Source organism: Paenibacillus sp. FSL H3-0457 (assembly GCF_037981725.1).
In the GTDB taxonomy this organism is placed as follows: domain Bacteria; phylum Bacillota; class Bacilli; order Paenibacillales; family Paenibacillaceae; genus Paenibacillus; species Paenibacillus amylolyticus.
In genome coordinates this window covers 6,929,906-6,953,838 of sequence record NZ_CP150283.1, presented here as the reverse complement: position 1 = coordinate 6,953,838, position 23,933 = coordinate 6,929,906, and the positions used below count along the sequence as shown (strand labels likewise).

Below are 23,933 nucleotides of genomic sequence, written 5' to 3'. Positions count from 1 at the left end.
GCTAAATGCATTGATATGGATGAATGGCAGCGACATAAAGAGAGGGAGATCAATTAAATGTTTATTAAAAAATCATCAATGGGCGTTATGCTCGTTCTATGTTTCATGTTAATTCTGAGTGCTTGTGCGGGTACAGCAAGTAAAACCGAAAATGCGGAAGACTCTTCATCCAATGCTGCTAGTGCTGGAAATACAAAGAGCGAGGAAACAAACACACCAGCGGTGGAGCTGAAAGTGACTACCTATAATCCTGGGGAAAACAGCATTTTTGGCGTTTCATCAAACCTGATTGAAGGTCCAACTGAAGTCGTGCTTGTTGATGCGCAGTTCCAAAAGAATGATGCCGAGCAATTGGTCAAAATGATTAAAGATACGGGTAAAAAACTGACCACCGTATATATCAGCCACAAGGACCCGGACTACTACTTCGGTCTATCGGTGATCCGTGAGGCGTTCCCTGATGCAAAAATCGTTGCGACTCCAGCAACGGTGGAAGGAATCAAGGAAACAATTCAAGTGAAGAATGAATATTGGAATCCGATTTTGAAAGAAAATGCACCAACTGCACAGATTGTTCCGAACGTCCTTGAGGGTGCTCAATTGACCGTAGATGGAGAAACCGTAGAGATTATCGGTCTAGATGGTTCCGATCCGTCCCATACGTTCCTGTGGATTCCTTCCATTAAAACTGTTCTGGGTGGCGTTCCTGTCTACGAAAATTCGCATGTCTGGATTGCAGATAACCAAACGCCAGAGAGCCGTGATTACTGGCGCCAACTGCTAGACCAAATTATTGCATTGAATCCAGAGCGAGTGATTCCAGGTCATTACCTGGGTACCAGTGCCGGGGATATATCGAGTGTTACATTCACTCGTGATTATATTGCTAAATTTGAAGCAGAGGCAGAGACAGCCAAAGATTCTAAAGAACTGATTGCAACCATGGAAAAAGCATATCCGGACTTTAAGAATACAGGCGATCTGGAGACGAGCGCTCAGGTAATTAAAGGCGAAATTTCTTGGCCTTAAGTATAACGATGGACTTCTAGAAACGGTATAAGTAAAAGGCAAACATCCTTATCCTGTTAAGTGGGAGGGATGTTTTTGCTGTCATTAGGCGTGTAGGGGTTTCTTTTCGGCGGCAGGTGTGATAGAACTGAGAAGTGGCTATCCTGTAATGGGATACGCGGTTGTGAATCGGGAACATAGCTGGTTACAGAAAGGATGCTTAACGGATGTACGTTGTATGCAAAGAACACGTGGACATTGCCATCGACATGTTTGTCGATGAGTATGAGGACGCTCCAGATATCGTTGATCTGAAGGAGACGGAATTTGCCGACTGGGACCCGCCTGCGAAATGCGCCGAGTGCGAACAGCACGCGGAATTCCTCGTCGTTTAGCGTACTGTAGGACTTAGATGGCCGGAGGCGTGACTTTAGGTGGCGCTTCTGGCTGACTTTCCATCCGGTATGAACATCACAGCAAGAAGCCAAGGAGAGCGTGATGAGCGCTCTTTTTGTGTTTATGGGGGAAAGTGCCGTTGGGTAACAGCGATGTGGGTAGGGACGTGGGTGTGGACCGGCCAAGTCGCTATAACGAACCGGAGACGTCTTATTTGGGGTAGAAACCGCCTGGTTGAAATCTAACGAATCGTAGACACGTTATATTACTGAAAAGGCTTCGAAAGAGGTGGGGAGTACTCGTTTGATGCGAAATAGCGTGTTTCAGATTCGTTAGATTTTAAAGTAGCCGAAATGGGGCTGAATAAGGTGTGTGGGATTCGTTAGAATTTGGAGAAATGTGTAGTATAGGTATAATACAGTTGGAACGAACGATGCAATGAAGCATCTTACTTATAGAATATCTCGCAAGACAATTTAGGAGGAATGAGTTTTCATGTTTATTCAGATTATTGGCGTAGGCAAATTAAAGGAAAAATATTTGACGCTGGGCATTCAGGAATATGCCAAGCGGCTCTCCCCGTACATCAAGTTTCAGATGATCGAGGTCGCAGACGAAAAGGCGCCCGATACCCTGAGCGAAGCTGAGGTTCGGGCGGTAAAAGAGCGCGAGGGCGAACGCATCCTCGCGCATGTGAAGAGCGAGGCGCATGTTGTCGCGCTCGCGTTGGATGGCCAGCTCTGGAGTTCCGAGGAGCTGGCATTGGAGATCGACAAGCTCGGCACGTATGGGACGAGCCATGTCGTGTTTGTCATCGGAGGAAGCCATGGGCTCTCCGATGAGGTGTTGCGCCGCGCGAAGCAGCGCTTGAGCTTCGGGCGCATGACCCTGCCGCATCAGCTTATGCGGCTGGTGCTGGTGGAGCAGATTTATCGCGCTGTGAAGATAAATCGCGGTGAACCGTACCACAAGTAACTGCGGATAATCCTTCCATTAAATTTATTGAAAGTATCTTGTATTGAAGCAACGGGAATGCGTGATAATAAAGGTTTCTAATTTGGAAATCAAGAAATAATAAGTTCTACTAGAAATAGAGTGGAATCAGAAGGAGAAGGGTCATGAATCCAGTTGAAATCGAAGTAGCTGTAACAGAACTAGCGACTCAGCCTCTTGATAAGGAGGATTTTCCATTCGCATTTCTTCGGGCTTTTGGGAATAAGGAGACGACAATCAGACGTTTGCGTTCTGGTGAATCGAACAAGTCCGACATAGGCGGAGTCTTGCAAACGAATAATATTCATATTGCAGTCTCCCAACCTGGAGAAGTAGCAAAAACTCTTGCTGCCTTGAGAGAAAGTCGTGCTACGGCTAAAGCTAAAGCACGATTCATCCTTGCTACTGACGGGATGTACTTTGAAGCAGAAGACTTGGAGTCAGAGGAACCGCCAATCGTTTGTGAATTCAAGAATTTCCCTGATCATTTTGGTTTCTTTTTGCCACTTGCAGGGATTACAACCGTTAAGCAAGTACGCGACAGTTCTTTCGACATCCGGGCAACGAGTCGGTTAAATCGGCTCTATGTAGAGTTATTGAAAGACAATCCGGGTTGGGGGACAACCGAACGGCGTCACGAGATGAACCATTTCATGGCGCGACTCATCTTCTGCTTTTTTGCTGAGGATACCGGTATTTTCAGCAGGTTGCGTCTTTTCACTGACACCGTCGAGCAAATGAGTGTGCATGACGCCTCGAATACACATGAGATAATTAGTTTGATTTTTCGGGCGATGAATACTAAAGATTCTGGTCGCATAGAAGCAAAATTACCACGCTGGGCTGATGCGTTCCCTTATGTGAATGGTGGACTTTTTTCGGGTAGTGTGGCTGTTCCAAAGTTTAGTAAAATTGCACGCTCTTATCTTTTGCACATTGGTAAGCTAGACTGGACTAAGATTAATCCTGATATTTTCGGATCTATGATTCAGGCCGTAGCGGACGATGAGGAACGTGGCGCACTCGGCATGCATTATACAAGTGTACCTAATATTCTTAAGGTACTTAATCCGTTGTTTTTGGATGACTTAAGATCACAGCTTGAAATGGTGGGTTACAATCCTCGAATGTTGCTCAACCTACGAAAGCGCTTGTCAAAAATTAGAGTTTTTGATCCAGCTTGTGGCTCAGGCAACTTCTTGGTCATTGCATATAAGCAGATGCGAGAAATTGAAAATATAATTAATGAACGACGCGGTGAAATTGGGCGTGAGACCGACATACCGTTGACAAATTTTCGTGGAATTGAACTAAAAGACTTTTCAGCAGAGATTGCCCGCCTTGCTCTCATTATTGCTGAATACCAATGTAACGTGCTTTATCGCGGGCTAACACTGGCTCTTGCCGATTTTTTACCTCTCTCGGCGGAGAATTGGATCACCCGTGGTAATGCCCTGCAATTGGATTGGCTTAACATCTGGCCGCCCGATGGAAAAAGTAAAGATTTTCAAAATGAAGATCTTAGAGGCGAGCTATTGGAGCAAGCAAAAATTGACTTCGAAAATGAAGGTGGCGAAACGTATATTTGTGGAAACCCGCCTTATCTTGGATCGACCTATCAATCTGCACAACAGAAGTCAGATATACAATCGGTTTTCGGGACAAAGACCAGGAACTGGAAATCACTTGATTATGTTTCAGCTTGGTTTATGAAAGCTGCCGAGTACGGAAAACAAACTAATGCTTCGGCGGCTTTTGTGACGACCAATTCGATTTGTCAAGGCCAGCAGGTGCCTATTTTATGGCCATTGATTTTCGAAACGGGACATGAAATTGCCTTTGCACATACCTCATTCAAATGGGCGAATCTTGCCAGTCACAATGCTGGCGTGACAGTAGTGATTGTAGGCATCTCTAATCATCCAGGAAAGACGCGACGTTTATTTACTGTAGGCGATGGAGGAAAAACAATTGCTAAAGAGACAGAGCTGATTAACGCCTACTTAGTAGCTGGGAGCAATGTCATAGTTGATAAAGCCTCAAAGCCCTTAGCGGGCCTTTCAGAAATGGATTTTGGAAGCAAACCAGTTGATGGTGGTAATCTTTTTCTTAACTTTTCTGAGAAGGAGAAGCTTCTTTCTAAGTCTTCTGATGCGCAGCCATTTATCTATGAATTTTTAAATTCTGAAGAGTTTATCAACGGTAAACAAAGATATTGTTTATGGATAAATGATGATAATGTTGATCAAGTGATGGAGATTGAGGAAATAACTTCTCGTCTCAATGCAGTTACAAATATGCGACTATCCAGTACGAAGGCACAAACTCGTCAGTCAGCAAGCACACCCCATCGGTTTGGCGAAGTGCGTCACCGATCTAGTAACTACACAATAGTAGTTCCTCGTGTAAGCTCCGAAAATAGAAATTTCTTGCCAGTAGGTTTGGTCAGGGGTGGAACAATTATCGGGGACCGAAATTTTGCTCTGTACGATGCTCCGCTTTGGCATATTGCACTGATTGCCTCTCGCATACACTGGGTTTGGATTGGTACCGTTTGTGTTAGACTTCGAACAGATTTCTCCTACTCAAATACGCTTGGATGGAATACATTTCCTGTTCCGGTTCTTACTGAAAAAAACAAAGCTGATCTTACCCGTTGTGCAGAAGATATATTATTGGCACGGGAGGCTCACTTCCCCGCCACTATCGCAGATCTTTATGATCCTAATAATATGCCAGCTGATCTTCTAGCCGCGCATGAACGCAATGATGAAGTATTAGAGCGTATTTACATCGGTCGCCGTTTTCGTAATGATACCGAACGGCTAGAGAAGTTGTTTGAGTTATACACTAAGATGACAACATCCAATAGAAAAAGCAAGAAGAGGAGCTAGATAGATGAATAAGGAGAACAAAATAATACCTACTATTTCGTTATCTTATGCCCGTAAAGGGAGCTCAACTAAGGCTAATGAATTGGGAATGCGTGTAATGCAGGAACGTGTATACGAGCGGCGGGGCGAACAGTACTTACTTATAAAATCTCCACCAGCCTCTGGAAAGAGCCGAGCGTTGATGTTCATTGCCCTTGACAAGCTTCAGAATCAAGGACTCAGGCAGACCATCATTGTTGTACCCGAAAAGTCTATCGGCGCTAGCTTTAATAACGAACTACTAAGCCAGTATGGTTTTTGGTCCGATTGGGTCGTGAAGCCCAAATGGAACCTATGTAATGCCCCTGGCTCGGACAATGGGGGCAAGGTTAAATCAGTTGGTGCGTTCCTTGAGAGTAACGATAAAGTCTTAGTTTGTACACACGCTACCTTCCGATTCGCGGTCGATGCTTATGGAGTAGAGGCGTTTGATAATCGGCTGATTGCGGTGGATGAATTCCATCATGTCTCTGCGAATCCGGAAAATAAATTGGGTCAGTATCTTGGTCAATTTATCGCTCGCGATCGTGTACATATTGTTGCAATGACGGGTTCCTATTTCCGTGGCGATGCTGAGGCGGTTCTAGCTCCGCAAGATGAGTCAAAGTTCGATACGGTCACTTACACGTATTATGAGCAGCTTAATGGCTATGAATATCTGAAACAGCTCGACATCTGTTATTACTTCTACTCTGGTTCATACACAGATGACATTCTTAAAGTGCTAGAATCATCTGAGAAAACAATCATCCACATCCCGAATGTTAACTCTCGCGAGAGTACAAAGGATAAGATCAGAGAAGTTGAGCACATCATTGAAGAGTTGGGGGAATGGCAAGGCACTGACCCTGTAACGGGCTTTCAGTTAGTTAAGACGTCAGAAGGTAGAATTCTTAAAATTGCCGACCTGGTAGATGACGATCCAACTAAACGTGACCGGGTATCAACTGCATTGAAAGATCCTGTTCATAAGAATAATCGCGATCATGTGGATATCATCATCGCTCTTGGCATGGCGAAGGAGGGGTTCGACTGGATATGGTGTGAACATGCGCTAACAGTTGGCTATCGAGCGAGCCTTACTGAGATTGTGCAGATCATCGGCCGGGCTACCCGTGACGCTCCGGGTAAAACTCGTGCTCGTTTCACCAATCTAATTGCTGAGCCAGATGCTTCCGAGGAGGCGGTAACTGAGGCAGTGAACGATACCCTGAAAGCTATTGCTGCCAGCCTACTCATGGAACAGGTCCTTTCACCCCGCTTCGAGTTCAAATCGAAAAATGCAGAAGGTGGCCCGATTGAAGGATTCGACTATGGGGATGAGGGCTACGATCCAGAAAAGTGCAATGTAGGCTTTAACCATGAAACAGGACAAATGCAGATTGAAATCAAAGGTCTCTTCGAGCCGAAGAGCGAGGAGGCTACACGCATATGCCGAGAAGACCTAAATGAAGTCATTGCGACATTCGTTCAGGATAAAAACATTATCGAGCGGGGCTTGTTTGATGAGGAAATGGTGCCGGAAGAGTTGACGCAGGTTCGTATGGGCAAAATCATTAAGGAAAAGTATCCAGAGCTTGACACTGAGGATCAGGAAGCGATTCGTCAGCACGCCATTGCCGCTCTTAACTTAACACAACAATCAAAGCAGACAGCGACGAAGAACACTGCGGGCAGCGATGGGCCTATTACCAACACTGCACTTATCGATGGGGTTCGAAAGTTCGTAATGGACGTTCGTGAACTGGACATCGATCTCATCGACCGTATTAATCCATTCAGCGAAGCGTATGCAATTCTATCCAAGGCATTAAGTGAGGATAGCCTAAAACAAGTTGCAGCTGTCATTGCGGCAAAGCGCGTAAGTATACCTTATGAAGAAGCACGAGTACTTACTGAACGGGCTGTTCAATTCAAAAAAGAGCGGGGACGACTGCCGGATATAAACTCACAAGATCCGTGGGAAAAGCGAATGGCTGAAGGAGTTGCTGCCTTACAGCGCTATTCCGCGCAGCAGAAGGCCGCTCAAGGTAGCGGAGGGGGAATATAAATGTCTAACCTTTCTGATGATGATCTTCTCCGGGAACTTGGTGTGGGGTATGAAGTAACAAAGGTACGCTCTTACACGCCACGTGAAGAGCGCATCATTGCAGGTTTTGAAGAAATCCAGCAATTTGTCAAAAAGTATGGTCGCATCCCTCAACATGGTGAAGAGAATGAAATTTTTGAGAAACTATATGCAGTGCGGCTTGACCGACTGCGTGTACAGGAGGAGTGTCGAGCTCTTCTTGCATCGCTAGATAGCCACGGATTGCTAAGTGAGCAAGAGACTATACAGATCGATCCAGTAACCACATTAGACGATGATGAGCTCCTTGCTGAATTAGAAGGGTTCCTTGCTACTTCAGACATTACAGAGTTACGCCATGTTCGCTCTCAAGTCGAAGTACGAGCCGCCGAGGAAATTGCGAATCGTGAGAAATGTAAAGATTTTGCTCAATTCCAACCGCTGTTTGAACAGGTTGAGAGGGAACTTAAATCCGGAGATCGACAGACGCGTCCATTCGGTAAGGATGCGAGCATTAATACAGGGAACTTCTTTATCTTGGGGGGACAACTTGTATACGTGGTTGAGAGGGGGGAGGAATTTAGGGCTCCTAATGGTCATGTTGATGCACGACTTAGAGTCATCTATTCTAATGGTACCGAAAGCAATCTCCTGCTAAGATCCTTACAGCGTGCGTTGTACAAAGACGAGGCTGGACGTCGATTGACTGATCCAATCCGTGGAGGGTTGTTTAGCGCAGATTGGGGAGACGACGACCTTCTAAGTGGAACCATCTACGTGCTTCGAAGCTTATCGGATCATCCTTTTGTTGCGGAACATCGTGAGCTAATTCATAAGATTGGTGTGACCGGGGGTAAAGTTGAAACTCGCGTAGCCAATGCAATGCATGATGCTACTTACCTGTTGGCGGATGTAGAAGTTGTAGCAAGCTACAAACTATCTAGTGTCAATCGCACGAAGTTAGAGGGGATTTTCCACCGTCTCTTCTCACCCGCTCAGCTTAACATTACTATTCATGACCGCTTTGGCCGTCCTGTACGTCCGAAAGAATGGTTTCTCGTACCACTAGATGTAATCGACGAAGCGGTAGGTCGTATTCAGGATGGCTCCATTATCAATATGGTATATGATCCTAAGACCGCCAGTTTGGTCGAACGTTTGTAATAGAAGTTCCGTACGTTAATTTATGAGACATATAGCCCCATGTTCTCAAAGGCATTCTATAATCAAACCAATCGACCCAAATAATCTTATGTGAGGTAAGTCGCCGTCACTGGATTTTGCAGGATAAACTAAAAAGGAGAACGGCCGTAATGGCGTTCTCCCTTACTACTATACGAAATAATGGACGTGTTACCAAACCGTTCTCTTACCTTACATAGTCTCCCTCGCTTCTATCTGCACATATGCCTCACCTAGCCAATGGATGCATAAAATTACCTACGGCCCATGCAGTCTTGGTCTTCGATTTTCATCTTCGATGGGGTGAGCATCGATGAAAGTGTTTTTTCTAAATTCAGATATTGATATCGATTGGACTGGATTATTTATGCTTCACATGAAGGAACAATAGCTTTTGGTGGAGAGTGGCTAGTTAAAGGATTAAAGTCATTGTGGTCTGATTGGGGAAACCATACTGCTTGGGATACAAAGAACTAATATTCTATATTAGAGTAGTCCTATGCAAAGCAAAGAAACCACTCCACGTAAGGAGTGGCTTTGTTTATATATTGTGATCCAATCACCTGAAATGACTGGACCCTCAATCATAAACTTAAATTTCAAAATCAAGAGTACCCGTTTCGGTTAATTCAAACGGACCAGGTGTTACATCTGCATCGGGTCTCTTTGTTCCGAAGAAATCGGAGTCAAAATGATATGGACTACTGTCCGGCTCCTCATACTTCATGTTGGCGTGATAAGTCTTTCCAAGCAGATCCGTGGTAACTAACATTGCAGAGGTTCCCCGAAGAAGTTCGGGCTCATTGATCTGAATGTGCACCTTACCTAGCGCAGGATCAATCTCAACGTTCATACCCTTTTGTGTATATATCTTCGCTTGGGATTCGTGACGGCTTGAAACCGCATCGTTAAGAAATACATTGCCACCCATAGCTACCGGAAGTACGGCATTGCCTATAAAGAAATCCTTTGCGGCATCGCCAAGCTCCATAAGCTCCTCTTTGGTGTATTCCCACCATTTCTTATCTTTCACATCCGGATGTTGATCGTAGCCGCCAAGTCCCACAGCATGCAGATAACATCTGGAGTTGTCCGGGATACCATCCATGACCGTCTTCCCGTCCTCTCCAACTTCATCCCTTGGTTTAAGGGGAATATGCTCAAAGAAGGTGATGGGCACAGGCTCCTTATTAGGATCATTGTCACCTATAAAGATATTGTTGTAGTACCTGTCATCGCCCCCAGTGATATTGGAGTATCCCGCCATGGCCGTCTCGTGAGGGAAATGATATGGCGTAATACGAGTAATTTCGGAACGAACTACAAATCGGCCTGCAAACAAATTATGAGCAAATGCCCCGCCCTGGGCCATATTCCTGAAATTCATCGGAGAGAGAAATAGGTTATGATCGACCATATATGGACCATGGCAAACCTCAACGAAGAGGTCCTCCGAAAGATTGTCAAAAAATACATTACGGCTGATGCGAGTGCCCTGTGCCTGCCAGTCCAACCAAAGCGCACGGTAACAGCTATACATTATATTTTTGCTAATTTGAGTATCCAGGGAAGCATGCAGTTTAATTCCCGCTACTTCGGCACCATGTCTGAGTCGTTTGTGGTGAATATTATAAATACGGTTCTGATAAATGTGGCTGAAGGCTGCTCCCATATGACCCACAATACCTGCCTGTTCACAATCATGAATCACATTACCTCGAACTGTGTGACTGCCGATGTTATCTTTATGCCAGCCGGAGCGTAATGCTTGTAAAATAACCTCCTGCTCGCGTTGAGTACCACCTTTACTATGCTTCTCCAAAGACTTGGTGTGCCCTGTACCGATTTCGGTACCCAGGCTAATACCAACGCATTTGGATTCACTGATTATATTGTTTTCAATAATCCAGCCCTTGCTCCAGTGAGGTCCAATCAAACCTTCCTGGTAGTCTGTAGGCGGTGCCCATTGGGGGGAGGCTTGACGCAGAGTGAAACCGCTTACGGTGATGTAGTTAATTCCCGGTTTCACAGGCCAGAAGCAATAAGGACGTACATTAATTTCTACATTTTCCGTACGAGGATCTTTTCCACCAAAGTTGGCCCAGATTTTTGTTGTTGTAGAACCAACCTCGGCATACCATTTTAACAATGAATCCTTGGGATACTTGGCTTCGGACCAAACTTCAGGATTGTGAACGCTTTCAATACTATCGCATTCATACAATGATTTGCCATCCAAATAGACATCGCCGAGATGAATTGGGAAGGGCCCGTCAAACAACCAGTCTCCACTGAGCTCTACCTCATAGGGATTACGAACGGAAAAGAGGGAATTGGGCACTTCTGTGCTCCAGACATGGTTTCCTTCAGAATTCCAGTTGGTAATCCGTTCAGCTCCTGTAATCACGACTTCCCCGTCTCCTGCGGATCGATATACGATTCTATGCTCCGCTGTTCCTCCATTAGCCGGGTTAACCCATTCCCTGTATACTCCCGCATGAACAATAACTGTATCACCGGCCATGGCATGAGCCGCAGCGCGTGATATGGTACGAAGGGGTTGATCCGCTGTTCCTTTTCCTTGATCATTCCCATGTATGGATACATGATATTCCATAACAACTCTCCTTCTATTTTAAAATGTTGGTTGTATCCCGTTATTATACTAGAAAATAATTATAATGGCAGAGATAGGAAGGTGTATGTTAGCCTGAATTGATATTGATAAAAGGTAAAACCACATCCACTACCCTATGAAGTTGTGGATTTTTGCGTATTAAAGTCTTGTAGCTATTGTTAAAAGCTATGACTAGCCATGCTTTTTTCATATAACAAGCATTCCTTTCCATCATGCTATACTCATTAGACTAAAAAGTTAGAAGGAGAAATAGTTATGATACCATTTCGTAATGATCATGTAGGTAGCTTTCTACGTCCTGCAGATTTAAGTCAGGCACGTGAACAATATAAATCAGGCAACATCACATATGAGGAATTAAGAGCTGTGGAAGATAAAGAGATTATTCGAATTATTGATAAGCAAAAAGAAAATGGCGTATTGGCAGTTACGGATGGTGAATTCCGCAGAAGCTGGTGGCATTTTGATTTTCTGGGCGGCTTGGATGGCGTAGAGTTGTATGAGCAAATAGACGGACCGAAATTCCATAATATGCAAACGCGCAAGGGCGGGATTCGTGTTGTTGGTAAAGTTGATTTTTCGAGTCATCCCTTTGTTCAGGATTTTGAGTTTTTGAAAAAGCATGCAGGTGACGCAGTAGCGAAACAGACCATTCCAAGTCCCAACATGCTTCTATATCGATTGGAGAATGACGCTAATATCTATACAGACCGAGAGCAATTCCTCCAGGATACGATTGCGGCGTATCAAAAAGCAATTCAAGCCTTCTATGATGCAGGATGTCGATACCTGCAATTAGATGATACAGCTTGGGCAGACCTATTCTCAGACGCTGGTCACGATAAGTTACGTGCTAAAGGTCTGGAACCGGCGGAAGAGTTGAAAACGATGCAGCGCATGATTAATGAATCCTTGTCTCATAAACCAGCAGATTTAGTGGTGACGATGCATATTTGTCGTGGTAACTATAAATCGAACTATTTCTCAACGGGTGGTTATGATTACGCTTCTGAAGTTATCTTTGGAGGCTTAAACGTAGATGGATTATTCCTGGAATTTGATGATGAGCGCTCAGGTGGTTTTGAGCCATTACAATATGTGAATCGAAAAGATCTGAAAATCGTGCTTGGTTTACTCACATCAAAAACAGGCGAGTTAGAGGATAAAGAACACATTAAAGCTCGGATTGCAGAGGCGGCAACCTATGTACCACTTGAGCAACTTTGTTTGAGTCCACAATGTGGCTTTTCGTCTACAGAAGAAGGCAATATTTTAACGGAAGAACAACAATGGCGTAAACTTCGTTATGTGAAGGAAATTGCAGAAGAAGTTTGGAATTAATCCATTTAAATAACGGAGGGGATGTAAAATGACAATTCAAGCAGACCAAGAGACAATTATCGTTGAAGCGTTCATTAATGGTCAGAATGTAAAATCCCTTTCGCAGGTAGCAAAAGAGAATCCGACAAACCCAACTGAGATCGTAGGTTATTTCCCTGTCACTACGAAAGAACAAGCGGTTGAAGCGATTGAAGCGGCGGCAGGGGCTTTTAAAACATGGAAGCAGACCCCCATTGATGAACGCATTATGATGATGCGCAAGGCGATTGAGAAGATTAGAACGGCTGAGAATGAAATTGTACATTTGCTGTCTAGAGAGCATGGCAAGCCCCTGTATGATGCACACGGTGAAATTTATGTTTCGTTAATGTGGATGGAGTTTGCTTGTAATGAAGCTAAATCGGCTCTACAGGAAGAGATCAAAGAGCATGAGAATGGTAAAACGATTCTTTCCTATGATCCCATTGGTGTGGTGGCAGCAATTAGTCCATGGAACTATCCCATTGCTTTATCTACGATTAAGATCGCTCCTGCCTTACTTGCGGGTAACACCATTGTGCTTAAACCAAGTCCATATGCGCCACTGGCGGCAGCGAAAGTGGCAGAGATTATTGCGAGTGAGTTCCCGGCTGGTGTAATCAATGTCGTTCATGGTGATGCGGATGTGGGCGTTGAACTGACTAGTAATCCTCTTGTTACTAAAATCGCCTTTACAGGTGGAACCGCAACAGCTAAGCATATTATTAAAGCGGCTTCGGAAACGATTAAGGATATGACGCTTGAGCTTGGTGGTAATGATGCGGCTATCTTCTTGGAAAGTTTTGATGTTCATGATGAGCGAGCAATGCGCCGGATTGTCATTTCTAATTTCTTGACAGCAGGCCAGATCTGTATGATCGCCAAACGTGTGTATGTACACCGTTCTATTTATGATGAGTTTGTGGAAAAATATATAGAGGCGGCTAATCGCTGGATTCGAATTGGTGACCCATTTGATTCAAATACGACAGTAGGTCCACTTAATAACCTGAAGCAGAAAAATTATGTGCTTGGTTTGGTTGAAGATGCGCAAAAGCGTGGGGCTGAGGTCATCCCTCTCGGTCAAATTCTTGATCAGAAGCTGTTTGAACAAGGTTACTACCTACAACCTACGCTTGTCTTAGGTTGCGATGTTCATGATCCGATTGTAGTGGAGGAACAGTTTGGTCCTACGGTTCCGATTCTTCCATTTGACGATGAAGAGCAGGTTATTCATCTACACAATGAAAGTATATATGGATTGACGAGTTCTGTGTGGGGGAAAGAAGAGGATGCCATCTCCGTTGCACGTCAACTCGAAGCTGGAACGACTATGATCAATACAGCTGCTGTGCAGGGGCTCGACGTTCGGTTCCCTTTCGGTGGGGTTAAGCAATCTGGTATTGGCCGTGAATACGGCGTGGAAGGCATCCGCACTTATACAGAAAAGCATGTCATCAACGTTCCGAAGACACTGGATCTTCCTTATATACCAGAATAAATCTTATAGCACACCACTTCGCATCGTACAGGGGAATGTACATGTGAAATTGAATGTAGGCTCTAACTTTGCGCTTTGTTTACTGATCTTTAAGAATCAGTAGACAGGGCGTTTTTTTGTCAGATAAGTTTGACCGCAGCAACTTTTTAGAAAAAATTAACTCATATCTGATGGAGGTGACGCTGAAAAAATAAAGAAGCCACTCCATTGATGGAGTGGCTTGGTATTCAGCTATTATACGGTGAACGGCGGTTATTTTCTACCTAGTGTCTCCCAAATTCCATGGAGCCAGGAATCGAACTCAGCATCTTTGTCGCCCTCGTAAGTATCATAGATATCCAGACGTGTCTTTTGCAGTTTTTCCTTGAATTGCTCGAACGTGTGACCTTCAGGAAGGCTTTTTTTAATCCGTAGCAAAATTTTGTTAGTACCTTTAAACAGCTCACCTTTGTTTTTGGCAGGCATTTGTACATCTTCATCCAACTGCTTGAGCTTGTGATATGCGGCTTCGCGCACTTGAAACACTTGATCATTTTTCAAAACATGCTGCAGCAACTTAATGGTAGGGGCTGTGTCCCAGTTCCCCAATTCGTTCACCGCATTCAGTCTTTCTCTCCAGCTTGACGTCCGGTTAGCCGCTCGTTTGAGCTCTTCAAAGTTCTCCGGTAGTTCGTTAACTGCTCCAGTATCATGGTTGTTCGTCAAAATTCAATCTCCTTAATCATCGCCATCTCGGCAGAATGATGAATGTTATTTATGTGATCACTATTATAGCACGAACCTGACTAAACTACTCCTATGAAGCCGACTGGTTAGCCTTTTCCTTAATGAAGTCCACCATATACACCCAACCAATTAGTCCACATAAGACAAAACCAAACGCATGCAGAGATCCGTAAATGGGAATAAAATCGAGTATGGTTAAGGAGTACATATTTTTCAGTAACGGATAGAAGATGGAAATGACAACCACCGTGTAAAAGGCTAGACAAGAAAGGCCTAAGAAGAAGGCTGCCTTAATATCCAAAGCATTTTTCCTCAAGTAAGTAAGGAGATAAGCGGTGTAAACCACAATATTACAAGCGAACAAAGCGACACCAATGTATTCAATTGGCTTGGAGAAAATCATACCAATAGCAATCAAGATGGGTCCGATGATATCGATGGCAACAACCCAAGGATACCAGCTTTTCTTCGTCATGATGCGTCCCAGTGCACCAATAAAAATCGGAACGATCGCAGATGAGAAATGGAAGTGGAGCGAGCTTAACGCGTGCGTTGAAGGATTAGCTTGGAACAGGTTCAATTGATATTGATATAAGGTAAACCAAATGCCCCCGATAAAAAAATAAACGAGCCCCGCACCAATCGCTATTTCAGCTGCTTTTCCTTTAGAGATTACAATCGTGGTCAAGCCATAGATGCCAAGCAGCAGTGTGAACAGTAGCCATCCAAGAGACAGAATCCCTGGGATTTCCGTACTTTCTAACCCCCACATCTTATTACTCATTACCGAGGCCAGGGTAAGAAGCGCAGCGGGAAATTGAAGCCATTTCATAGCAGCATAAATCATTCGTTGATGTTTATTCTTTTCATCATGGTTCAAAAGTAAAATCACAAGAGGTACAATGACAAAAGCCGCAAAAAGTAGAAATTTTTCAACAAGTTCGAATTGGAAGTAATCAAGGGAAAATATCAGAATGGTTATGATTCCACCGGGAAACACTGGTGCTAATAATGATTTCATTCGTTGCTTCAAGGAACTATTCATGGGGTTTCCTTTCTAACTACGTTTATCGTAATAACTACCCGTATCCAGTTGTGTAGCTTTCTTTAGTATAGATTGGCAATTCTTCTTTTAGTAGTCTAACACATTTAATTGTAAATATATGAAAATAAGCTTATCTTACTGCGGTTGATGGAGTCATGGGAAATAGTCCTTCCGCTCTTCAAAGACTTTCACCATAAAGGAGCTGTGGTATCAAATGAATAAGGATAAAAGTATAGAAACGAAATACTCTTCAAAAGCAGGGGACATTCTACAGCAGATCAATAGTAAAACTAAGCTAGGCGAATTACGAAAAATCGCAAAGGATATTAAAAAAGATCACGAACTAGCTATGGAACTTTGGTCGACCGAAGCGTTTTTGCCCAGACTATTAGCTATTTTAATTATGGATAAAAAACTTCTCTCACAAGAAGTGCTTAATAAGTTTGATAAGGATATGCAGACTCACACTTTTGATGAGCGAAATAACTTAATGGATTGGTTAATGGCTAATCAGCTCACCAAAGACAAGAAGAACATTGCATTGATGGAGTCATGGGAAAAAAGCCCTTCTGCTCTTCAAAGGCGAGCTTTTTGGTATTATCAAGCGCGATTGAGATGGACCGGACAAACGCCTCCTGATAACACCGAGGACTTACTATCTGCAATTGAAGCTAATATTACGCAGGAAGAGCCGACAGTCCAGTGGGCTAAGAATTTCATTGCAGGTTGGATAGGCATTTATGATCAAAAGTACCGTGCACGTTGTATTAAACTTGGTGAGAATACAGGTCTTTATAAAGATGAAATGGTATCAAAGGGTTGTACTCCTAATTATTTGCCAGAGTTCATTGCAATTGAAGTTAACAAACGAAATAAGAATTAGTTGCCCCTGTGAAATATTCATTAGTATCTGATGTGAAAATAAGAATTCGAAGCCTCAATATAGAAAAAGGATCTGGAAGTAAGCTTCCAGATCCTTTTTGCTTGGAGGAATATCAAAAGTTTTATGACACTACTAATCACTATAATTTGTGTGAAACCAATTTTTTAACTCTTCGCTCAGTATCTCATACTCCTTCTCAGTAGCCTTCGGATGCAATTGGATTCCTCCAGAAGGTCCTAAAAACGATGTCTAGGCTCGTTTCGTCTGTAAATGTAATTTTTCCAGCATTGTTCGATCCAACAACATCACCTGCATCAAAAGGTCTAAGTTCTGCATCTTGTATCATTTGGATAACCATATTTTTTTCTTCCTCGCTTAATATGGTGGGATTAATCATGCCGATACTGATTTCTTTTACTTGCCCTGCATCAAGTTTCTCTTTAAATTGTTCTGCCCAATTTTATCTAGGAACTATACATAATGCGATTAATTTAATGTATCGAATTCACTGTGATCGAACTGAGTATCAGTCTATTACGTTCTTGTTCAGTTTTTGTTTAGAGTTAATGATTATACTAAAATTCGCAACAAATCTGGAGACGGGAAGAAGGTAATAAATGTTGCTATAGTTCTTTTTGAACAGGTTAGGTTATAGACGAATAAACACAAGAAGTTTGCTGTATTAGGGATATTTACATTTCAATTTTGTACGGAGGACTAGATATGAACAACAATGGCTTTAGAAAATTTATTTCAATTGCGCTTACGGTCTGTCTAATATTTGGGCTTAGTGGTCTTACTCCTTTAGACGGCTCAGTGGCCAATGCGGCAATCGCTCCGACTATGGCGGAGACGAACTACGACCAGTACCAAGTCAAGTTAACTGCCGACCCGGTGACGGATGCACCACCTAGCGGCTTTGGTACAGCGGCATCAGACGGACGTATTTGGACTGACAAGAGCGTTACGGCAGAGGGTGATGGCAGTTTTAATGTCAAATTGTCAGCGTTAGCACAAGAATATATGACTGCAAATTTGACCAACCCAGGTGTCGGAGGGAGCGGCAATGCTGACGGTCCTGCGGCGGACGTAACCTTTATTTTGGACATGAGTTCGTCTATGGGAAATCTAAATGGGAGAGAAATAGCAGAAACAGCAGGTGGACCTGGTGTGTACTATCGTGTCGAAGCGATGGCCAAAGCAGCCAATGATGCAATCCGCACAGTCATGGATGCGAATCCCAATAACCGCGTTGCGGTTTATTGGTTTGGAGGATCGGCTAGCTCCAACCACCTTGGCACTTTTATGGAACTAGGACACTACGTATTTAGTTCAGGACATGGAACGGAAGATTATTTGAAATATGCAACATCCAACCAAAACATCACATTGAACAGCAATCTAGTCAAGGATGGTACAGCCGTTGGAACGAAGTCGGCAGTCTCGCTAGGGGCAGGTACGCCAACGCAGGACGGTATCATGTATGGTGTCTCCAAGACGATGAGCAGTGTGGGAACTAAGGGCACGGGACCTAAGCGCCAGCCTTACTTGTTCCTTCTATCAGATGGGGCGGCAATTCATGCCAAGAAGGCATGGTATACTTCGCCCAAAGGCAAATCGTTTGAAACTGATTTTCAGAATGCGGTAACCGAAGCTACAACGATTGCAAACTACAATCAGAGTGGCACTGATGGTACCAAATACGTACCAGCTACTGCCGGTACCAGTCTGGCCAATACAGGTGATCCGGAAATTGCTGCGCTGACTATACTCACGGGCGCATATATGAAGGGTCTTTTAGATAATCAGTACACAGCATACAATGGAGGAGAATCCACGAAAGCCAAAGTGTATACAGTGGGACTGGGTTCCACAACGGCAATTAACGGACCGTATAGTGGTAGCCAGCCAGTCTACGCATGGGCAGGTCTTGACCCGAAAAGAGTCAACGATCATAAGGAAGACAGTAGTTATAACTATGGTACGGCAAAGAATACCTATGACAAGCTGAAAACGTATGCTGCTCAGGGGCCAAATGGTTTTAACTACGCAGATTCTTTTGTTTACAGTAATTATTACACATTCGCTCCAACCTATGACATTGTGAGTTCAGCTTTTGCTGGGTTGGCGAATGATGTAGAAGCTACTACGACCATACTTCCGCTTCTCAATATACCGGAGACTACCGATCTTGGCTCAGAGACAGCCGATATAGCAAGTGCAATTGTTGTTGCAGACGAAATCAGCGAGGACTTTAATGTTGATCTGTCCACGTTGAAAATCGGTGACGCTGTCGCAACGGTGGATGCAACTACAACGATAAATGGCGGTACAGCGTATCAATTCGCTGGATACGGAAGTAAAGCCGTCATTAAGACAGTCGCAGGTGTTACCAGTCTCACTTGGTATATCGACGCAGAAGATATGCAACGGCATATTTATCGCTTCAAGAACCGGACAAGCCCAAAGTCGGGAGAATATAGTGCACCAACAGACGGTTCATTTGCACTCAACTATAAAGTAAAACCTACTTTTCAGATGTCTCCCAATAATGTAGGAAACATATCTCGCTACCTGAATTCAGGTAATGCCATGGATGGGGCCAAAACAGCGGCTTATTTCTTCCCGCCTACGGACAGCCCTTACTATCTTGCTTTAACGAGTAAGCAGACGATCTCCAAATCAGATGGAATTGGTGCAACCTATGTAACCGAGGAGTCCATGAATAATGGAAGAGCGACGATGAAACTTGGAAACAATGGTAAGCTTGATCTGAAGATGGGGATTGACAAGACAGGTCCCGCAACGATTCAGACCAACGGATCTATAAACTACACAGTTACAATTTATAACTATACGAATACAACAAAAACAGGTCTTAGTGTCACCAGTGAGGGCCAAACACAAACGGGAATTGATGTACCCGCGAATAGCAGTAAGGTGCTGAGCTTCACGAAAACGGCACCAGGTACACCGCAAACTGTGATCAGCGACAATGCTGTAATTTCGAGTATTAATCTTGGCTCTAATACAGTAACTACCAATGTAACGGATGTGACAACAGCTGTAGTCACCACGCATGTTATCGAAGCCATTGGAGGCACGACTGAAGGGGATAACACCTACAATATTGGTGACTCAGCAACAATTAAGGCAAGCGCAGATCAAGGATATGCATTCGTGGGATGGTACGACAACCAAGCAGGCACTGGTACTCCAGTAAGTACAAGTGCAGCATATACGTTTACCGTTCAGGCGGATGTAGGCTATTATGCTAAATATGTTATGCTGCCAGTCGCGGAGAATGACACGTATAGTGTCTTAAGAGGAGATACGCTCACCGTTTCTTCACTAGAGGGCATCTTGATGAACGATACGGATGCGGAGGGACGTCCACTTACGGCGGGGGCTATCAGCTCTGTCAGCGACCCGAGCAAGGGCACTCTGAATGTAAGTCCTGACGGATCATTCACATTCGTGGCAGATGAGGAAGCGTCCGGTAATGTGACGTTTACCTACCAAGCAGACAATGGCATCGCCCAGTCAAACGTAGCTACGGTGACGATTGCGATTACTTTACCAGTTTCTACGCATGAGCCTATTGCGGAGAATGACACCTATCGCATTAAGAGTGGAGATACACTCACTGTTCCAGTTGAGGCAGGTATACTCACGAACGATACCGATGATGAGAATCATCCGCTTACGGCGATGAACGTCAGCTCAATCAGTGATCCAAGCATGGGCACGCTGAATGTGAGCCCTGACGGATCGTTCACGTTCATTGCGGAGGAGAATGCTTCCGGTAATGTGACGTTTACCTATCAAGCCTTTGACGGAACCGTTTATTCGAGTGTAGCTACGGTGACGATCACAATTACGTTGCCAATCAATACACATGTCATTGGAAATGTCGGGGGCACGACTAATGGTGACGATTCTTATGGGCTTGGCGAATCGGCAACAATTGCGGCTAACCCAAGTCTGGGCTATTCATTCGTGGGATGGTATGAGAACGAAGAAGGCACAGGCATTTCAGTAAGCTCGGATGCGTCATACACCTTTACTGTTCAGACAGCCGGAGACTATTATGCAAAATTCAGAGCGGTGCCAGTTGCCGAGAATGACAGCTATCAGGTTGCAAGAGGGGGTAAACTTACTGTCCCGGTGGAAAAAGGAATTTTACTCAACGATACTAGCGCAGGGAATGATACGCTCACAGCAGTGAATATTAGTTCAATTAGCGACGCAAGCAAGGGTACGCTGACGGCCAACTCGGATGGCTCATTCACGTTTGAGGCAAAAGAGGAAGCATCGGGAAGTGTGACGTTCACTTATCAAGCTTCTGACGGAACAGGTCAGTCCAACATAGCTACGGTGACGATCTCAATTACCAACCCAAGCATTGTTGGAACGGTGATGGATAAGAAAACCGGAGACCCGGTATCCGGGGCGACAGTCATTTTACGTGACCTTGCAGGTAAAGAGAAGGAACGGTTCACGACAGGTTCAAATGGTAAATACAATTTTGAGAATGTCGTGATCAATAAATATATTCTAGAAGTGGTTAGCGATGAGTACAGCTTTGCTCATCGAGAAATCTCAGTATCCACGGTCAACGTTAATACAAATGGAGTTGTCATCCAAGACTTTGAGCTTGTCGAGTTTGAAATGACATTGACGGCCAACCCATCGTCCATACTTGGTAACGGCGCGTCAACATCTGTCTTTAAGGCGGTGGTGACTGATAAAGAGGGTCATCCTCAGGCAGGGGTTCAAGTCGTATTTAAAGTGCCGGATACAACATATGGACATTTTGCTGGGAACTTGAATACGATAAGCGTCTTGACGGACGCACACGGAATTGCAACTACAACCTTCACGGGGGCTATACTTGGCGGTACGGAATCTGCATCTATACCATTAACGGCAACGGTTGCTGATAGCCCAAGAGATCTCTACGTGAGTGATACGATTCATATTACGATCACCCCTGGTGTTATTACGGGTATCGTCACAGACCAAGCAGGTCACCCCGTAGCAGGCGCTTTGATTAAAGTGAGCAAAGATTTTGATGGTGACGGTATTACTGATTTTCATGCTGTTGCAGTTACAGTGGGCGATGGGGCATACACCCTAGCTATACCGAAGGGTAATGTGACATACGATGTATCCATTACAAAGCAAGTAGAGATTGGTGGACAGAAAAAATCCGTCACGTTTAATCAGAGTGTTCCAGTAAATGCTAGTGTGGATGGTCGATCCTTTGAGGGGAATAAAACAGTCTCTGGTGTTGTCTTGGTGGAAACATCGCAGGGTGGCTCCCTGGCACTCAACGGAACTGTGGGCGGCGGTTACACGGTGTTGATCAATGACGGCAATGGGGCTCATACAGGCCAAATTGATTCTAATGGAATATTCAATATCGACAGTGTACTTAAGGGCATCTACACTGCCGATGTCATCTATAACATTCCGCTCCCGGGCGGTGGAACACAACCTGTTGTTGTTGGTCATGCTGATATTGAGATTAGTTCAGACGGACAAATCAGCATTAGTGAGGTACTCATTGACCCCTACGGTACAATTACCGATTCCGTGACGGGTCATCCAATATCCGGTGCAATTGTTACGCTTCATTACAGCAATGGAACGGTGGTCAACTTGCCACCTGTGAGCAACTTCCCGCCAGCGGATAACGCGAACCCGCAGACGAGTGATGTGACTGGGCAGTATGCGTTCATGGTATTTCCTCATACGGACTACTACTTAACCGCGACCAAGGCAGGATATAAGGATTTCGACAGCAGAGTTGTCGATACGAACCAGCCACTAATTCATGTAGGTACGGAGATCGTACTGTATGACTTTAGCATGACGCCACTGCCGTCATCCAACGGAGGGGGCTCTCCAGTTGTAACGACTGATCCTGTAGGGCCACCAGTCACAACGACTGAGCCTGCACCACCGAAGACCATAACGACCAAGCCCATTGATTTTGCCACAGCTATCCTTGTGGACAAAATGAAGGGCAGAGAAGATGATATTCTAACCTTCACGGTGATTTACGCCAATAAAACGTTGACTGAGGCTGATGGCTTGTATGTTAAAGCTACGATCCCGGCCGGAATGAGTTTAGTTGATGCTAACGGCGGCGTCGTTACCGGCCAAGAAATAAAATGGAATGTTGGGAAGCTGGCAGGAGACACACGAGGCCAACTGACGTTTAAACTAAAGGTTAACGAAATGACCGAGGGCGAGAACTATGCTTCTGTTACGGCTTTGATCGGCTCAGATCATAAGCTTACGCTTGTGAATACGCAGGACGATACGTCCTTGATTAAAGTGATGTTGTACTCTAACCGTTATGAGCACAAACATGATCGATATATTATGGGGTACCCAGACGGTAATGTGAAACCTGAAAAGCTCATCACTCGTGCAGAGATTGCAGCTATTTTTGCCCGGACGCTTCATTTGCAAGATGAGGTTCGACACATCAAGCTGTACAGCGATGTCGCTACGGATTACTGGGGTGCCGATTATATTGAAGCTGTTGCAAATAAAGGGATATTCAAAGGCTATGCGGATCATACATTCAGACCGGATCAGCCCATTACAAGAGCAGAGCTGGCGACAGCCATTGCGCGTTATCTCGGCGTTGCCAAAGAACTGAAGATGGACCCTATCTTGAGAATTAGCTCGTTTACAGATATTGAGGGGAACTGGGCAGAGCAGTCTATCGATGAAGTTTTCCGTTTTGGTATCGTATCAGGGTATAAGGATGCTTCTTTCCAACCAGGAAGTCAGATTACCCGAGAGGAAGCCGTTAAGATGATTAATGGGATGCTGTATAGAGGTCCTCTGACTGGAGCAGAACCTTCATATCCGGACAACCGTTTGAACAAATGGTCATATGGACATGTCGAAGAAGCCACAAGAACCCATACGTATAAGATCAATGAAGATGGCTCCGAAACGATGATCAAGTACATCCCGGAAGATCTGTGGTAATTTTGCATCGCGAATACACTCAAACGTAGTAATAAGTGCACGTTATCTTAAACTAATCTGAGGGATCTAATTAGATTCCTCAGATTTTTTTTACTATCTGGTTATATGCATATATATTGGTGAGTGGACCCAAAAACGTTAGACACAAAAAAAGAGCCGCAAATCATGCGACTCTTTTTTGTCTTTC

13 protein-coding genes are annotated in these 23,933 nt (G+C 44.4%); 10 read left to right on the top strand and 3 right to left on the bottom strand.

The window, feature by feature from the left end; translation table 11 throughout:
- The first annotated feature begins 57 nt into the window (after positions 1–57).
- The 6 genes from MHH25_RS30495 (at position 58) to MHH25_RS30470 (ending at position 8,562) form a co-directional block, all read left to right on the top strand.
- A complete protein-coding gene (locus MHH25_RS30495) occupies positions 58–1,029 on the top strand; it encodes an MBL fold metallo-hydrolase (RefSeq protein ID WP_340018822.1) in 972 nt (323 codons plus the stop codon).
- A gap of 206 nt (positions 1,030–1,235) precedes the next feature.
- A complete protein-coding gene (locus tag MHH25_RS30490; RefSeq protein WP_017691462.1) occupies positions 1,236–1,403 on the top strand; it encodes a CxxH/CxxC protein in 168 nt (55 codons plus the stop codon).
- A 496-nt stretch (positions 1,404–1,899) separates the two neighbouring features.
- Positions 1,900–2,379, top strand: a complete 480-nt coding sequence (rlmH, locus tag MHH25_RS30485) for a 23S rRNA (pseudouridine(1915)-N(3))-methyltransferase RlmH (protein WP_076320177.1) — start codon at positions 1,900–1,902, stop codon at positions 2,377–2,379.
- Positions 2,380–2,522: 143 nt separating this feature from the next.
- Entirely contained in the window at positions 2,523–5,291 is a 2,769-nt protein-coding gene (locus MHH25_RS30480) for a DNA methyltransferase (protein ID WP_340018821.1), read from the top strand.
- Between the two features lie 4 nt (positions 5,292–5,295).
- Complete coding sequence (locus MHH25_RS30475) at positions 5,296–7,380, top strand: DEAD/DEAH box helicase (protein WP_340018820.1); 2,085 nt, start codon at positions 5,296–5,298, stop codon at positions 7,378–7,380.
- Entirely contained in the window at positions 7,381–8,562 is a 1,182-nt protein-coding gene (locus MHH25_RS30470; RefSeq protein WP_340018819.1) for a GIY-YIG nuclease family protein, read from the top strand.
- Positions 8,563–9,172: 610 nt separating this feature from the next.
- On the opposite strand, the gene MHH25_RS30465 is transcribed toward MHH25_RS30470, so the two are convergent.
- Positions 9,173–11,197, bottom strand: a complete 2,025-nt coding sequence (locus MHH25_RS30465) for a right-handed parallel beta-helix repeat-containing protein (protein ID WP_340018818.1) — start codon at positions 11,195–11,197, stop codon at positions 9,173–9,175.
- Positions 11,198–11,473: 276 nt separating this feature from the next.
- On the opposite strand from MHH25_RS30465, the gene MHH25_RS30460 reads away from it, so the two are divergent.
- Together MHH25_RS30460 and MHH25_RS30455 are read left to right on the top strand one after the other, a co-directional pair.
- The gene (locus MHH25_RS30460) at positions 11,474–12,559 is read left to right on the top strand and encodes a 5-methyltetrahydropteroyltriglutamate--homocysteine S-methyltransferase (protein ID WP_338707421.1); all 1,086 of its coding nucleotides are present in this window, start codon (positions 11,474–11,476) and stop codon (positions 12,557–12,559) included.
- 28 nt (positions 12,560–12,587) lie between these two features.
- A complete protein-coding gene (locus MHH25_RS30455) occupies positions 12,588–14,078 on the top strand; it encodes an aldehyde dehydrogenase family protein (protein ID WP_338707420.1) in 1,491 nt (496 codons plus the stop codon).
- A gap of 252 nt (positions 14,079–14,330) precedes the next feature.
- Here the strand turns inward: MHH25_RS30455 and MHH25_RS30450 are convergent, their stop codons facing one another.
- Positions 14,331–14,783, bottom strand: a complete 453-nt coding sequence (locus MHH25_RS30450; RefSeq protein ID WP_340018817.1) for a HEAT repeat domain-containing protein — start codon at positions 14,781–14,783, stop codon at positions 14,331–14,333.
- A 91-nt stretch (positions 14,784–14,874) separates the two neighbouring features.
- Entirely contained in the window at positions 14,875–15,849 is a 975-nt protein-coding gene (locus tag MHH25_RS30445; RefSeq protein ID WP_340018816.1) for a YndJ family transporter, read from the bottom strand.
- Positions 15,850–16,063: 214 nt separating this feature from the next.
- On the opposite strand from MHH25_RS30445, the gene MHH25_RS30440 reads away from it, so the two are divergent.
- Both MHH25_RS30440 and MHH25_RS30435 read left to right on the top strand, forming a co-directional pair.
- Positions 16,064–16,732: a DNA alkylation repair protein gene (locus MHH25_RS30440; protein WP_340018815.1), complete on the top strand. Its 669-nt coding sequence runs from the start codon at positions 16,064–16,066 to the stop codon at positions 16,730–16,732.
- A gap of 723 nt (positions 16,733–17,455) precedes the next feature.
- Positions 17,456–23,746, top strand: a complete 6,291-nt coding sequence (locus tag MHH25_RS30435; protein ID WP_340018814.1) for an Ig-like domain-containing protein — start codon at positions 17,456–17,458, stop codon at positions 23,744–23,746.
- Positions 23,747–23,933: the final 187 nt, after the last annotated feature.

Coding starts and splice junctions, on each gene's coding strand:
- MHH25_RS30495 (WP_340018822.1), top strand. CDS start 58: ATGTTTATTAAAAAATCATCAATGGGCGTTATGCTCGTTCTATGTTTC.
- MHH25_RS30490 (WP_017691462.1), top strand. CDS start 1,236: ATGTACGTTGTATGCAAAGAACACGTGGACATTGCCATCGACATGTTT.
- rlmH (WP_076320177.1), top strand. CDS start 1,900: ATGTTTATTCAGATTATTGGCGTAGGCAAATTAAAGGAAAAATATTTG.
- MHH25_RS30480 (WP_340018821.1), top strand. CDS start 2,523: ATGAATCCAGTTGAAATCGAAGTAGCTGTAACAGAACTAGCGACTCAG.
- MHH25_RS30475 (WP_340018820.1), top strand. CDS start 5,296: ATGAATAAGGAGAACAAAATAATACCTACTATTTCGTTATCTTATGCC.
- MHH25_RS30470 (WP_340018819.1), top strand. CDS start 7,381: ATGTCTAACCTTTCTGATGATGATCTTCTCCGGGAACTTGGTGTGGGG.
- MHH25_RS30465 (WP_340018818.1), bottom strand. CDS start 11,197: ATGGAATATCATGTATCCATACATGGGAATGATCAAGGAAAAGGAACA.
- MHH25_RS30460 (WP_338707421.1), top strand. CDS start 11,474: ATGATACCATTTCGTAATGATCATGTAGGTAGCTTTCTACGTCCTGCA.
- MHH25_RS30455 (WP_338707420.1), top strand. CDS start 12,588: ATGACAATTCAAGCAGACCAAGAGACAATTATCGTTGAAGCGTTCATT.
- MHH25_RS30445 (WP_340018816.1), bottom strand. CDS start 15,849: ATGAATAGTTCCTTGAAGCAACGAATGAAATCATTATTAGCACCAGTG.
- MHH25_RS30440 (WP_340018815.1), top strand. CDS start 16,064: ATGAATAAGGATAAAAGTATAGAAACGAAATACTCTTCAAAAGCAGGG.
- MHH25_RS30435 (WP_340018814.1), top strand. CDS start 17,456: ATGAACAACAATGGCTTTAGAAAATTTATTTCAATTGCGCTTACGGTC.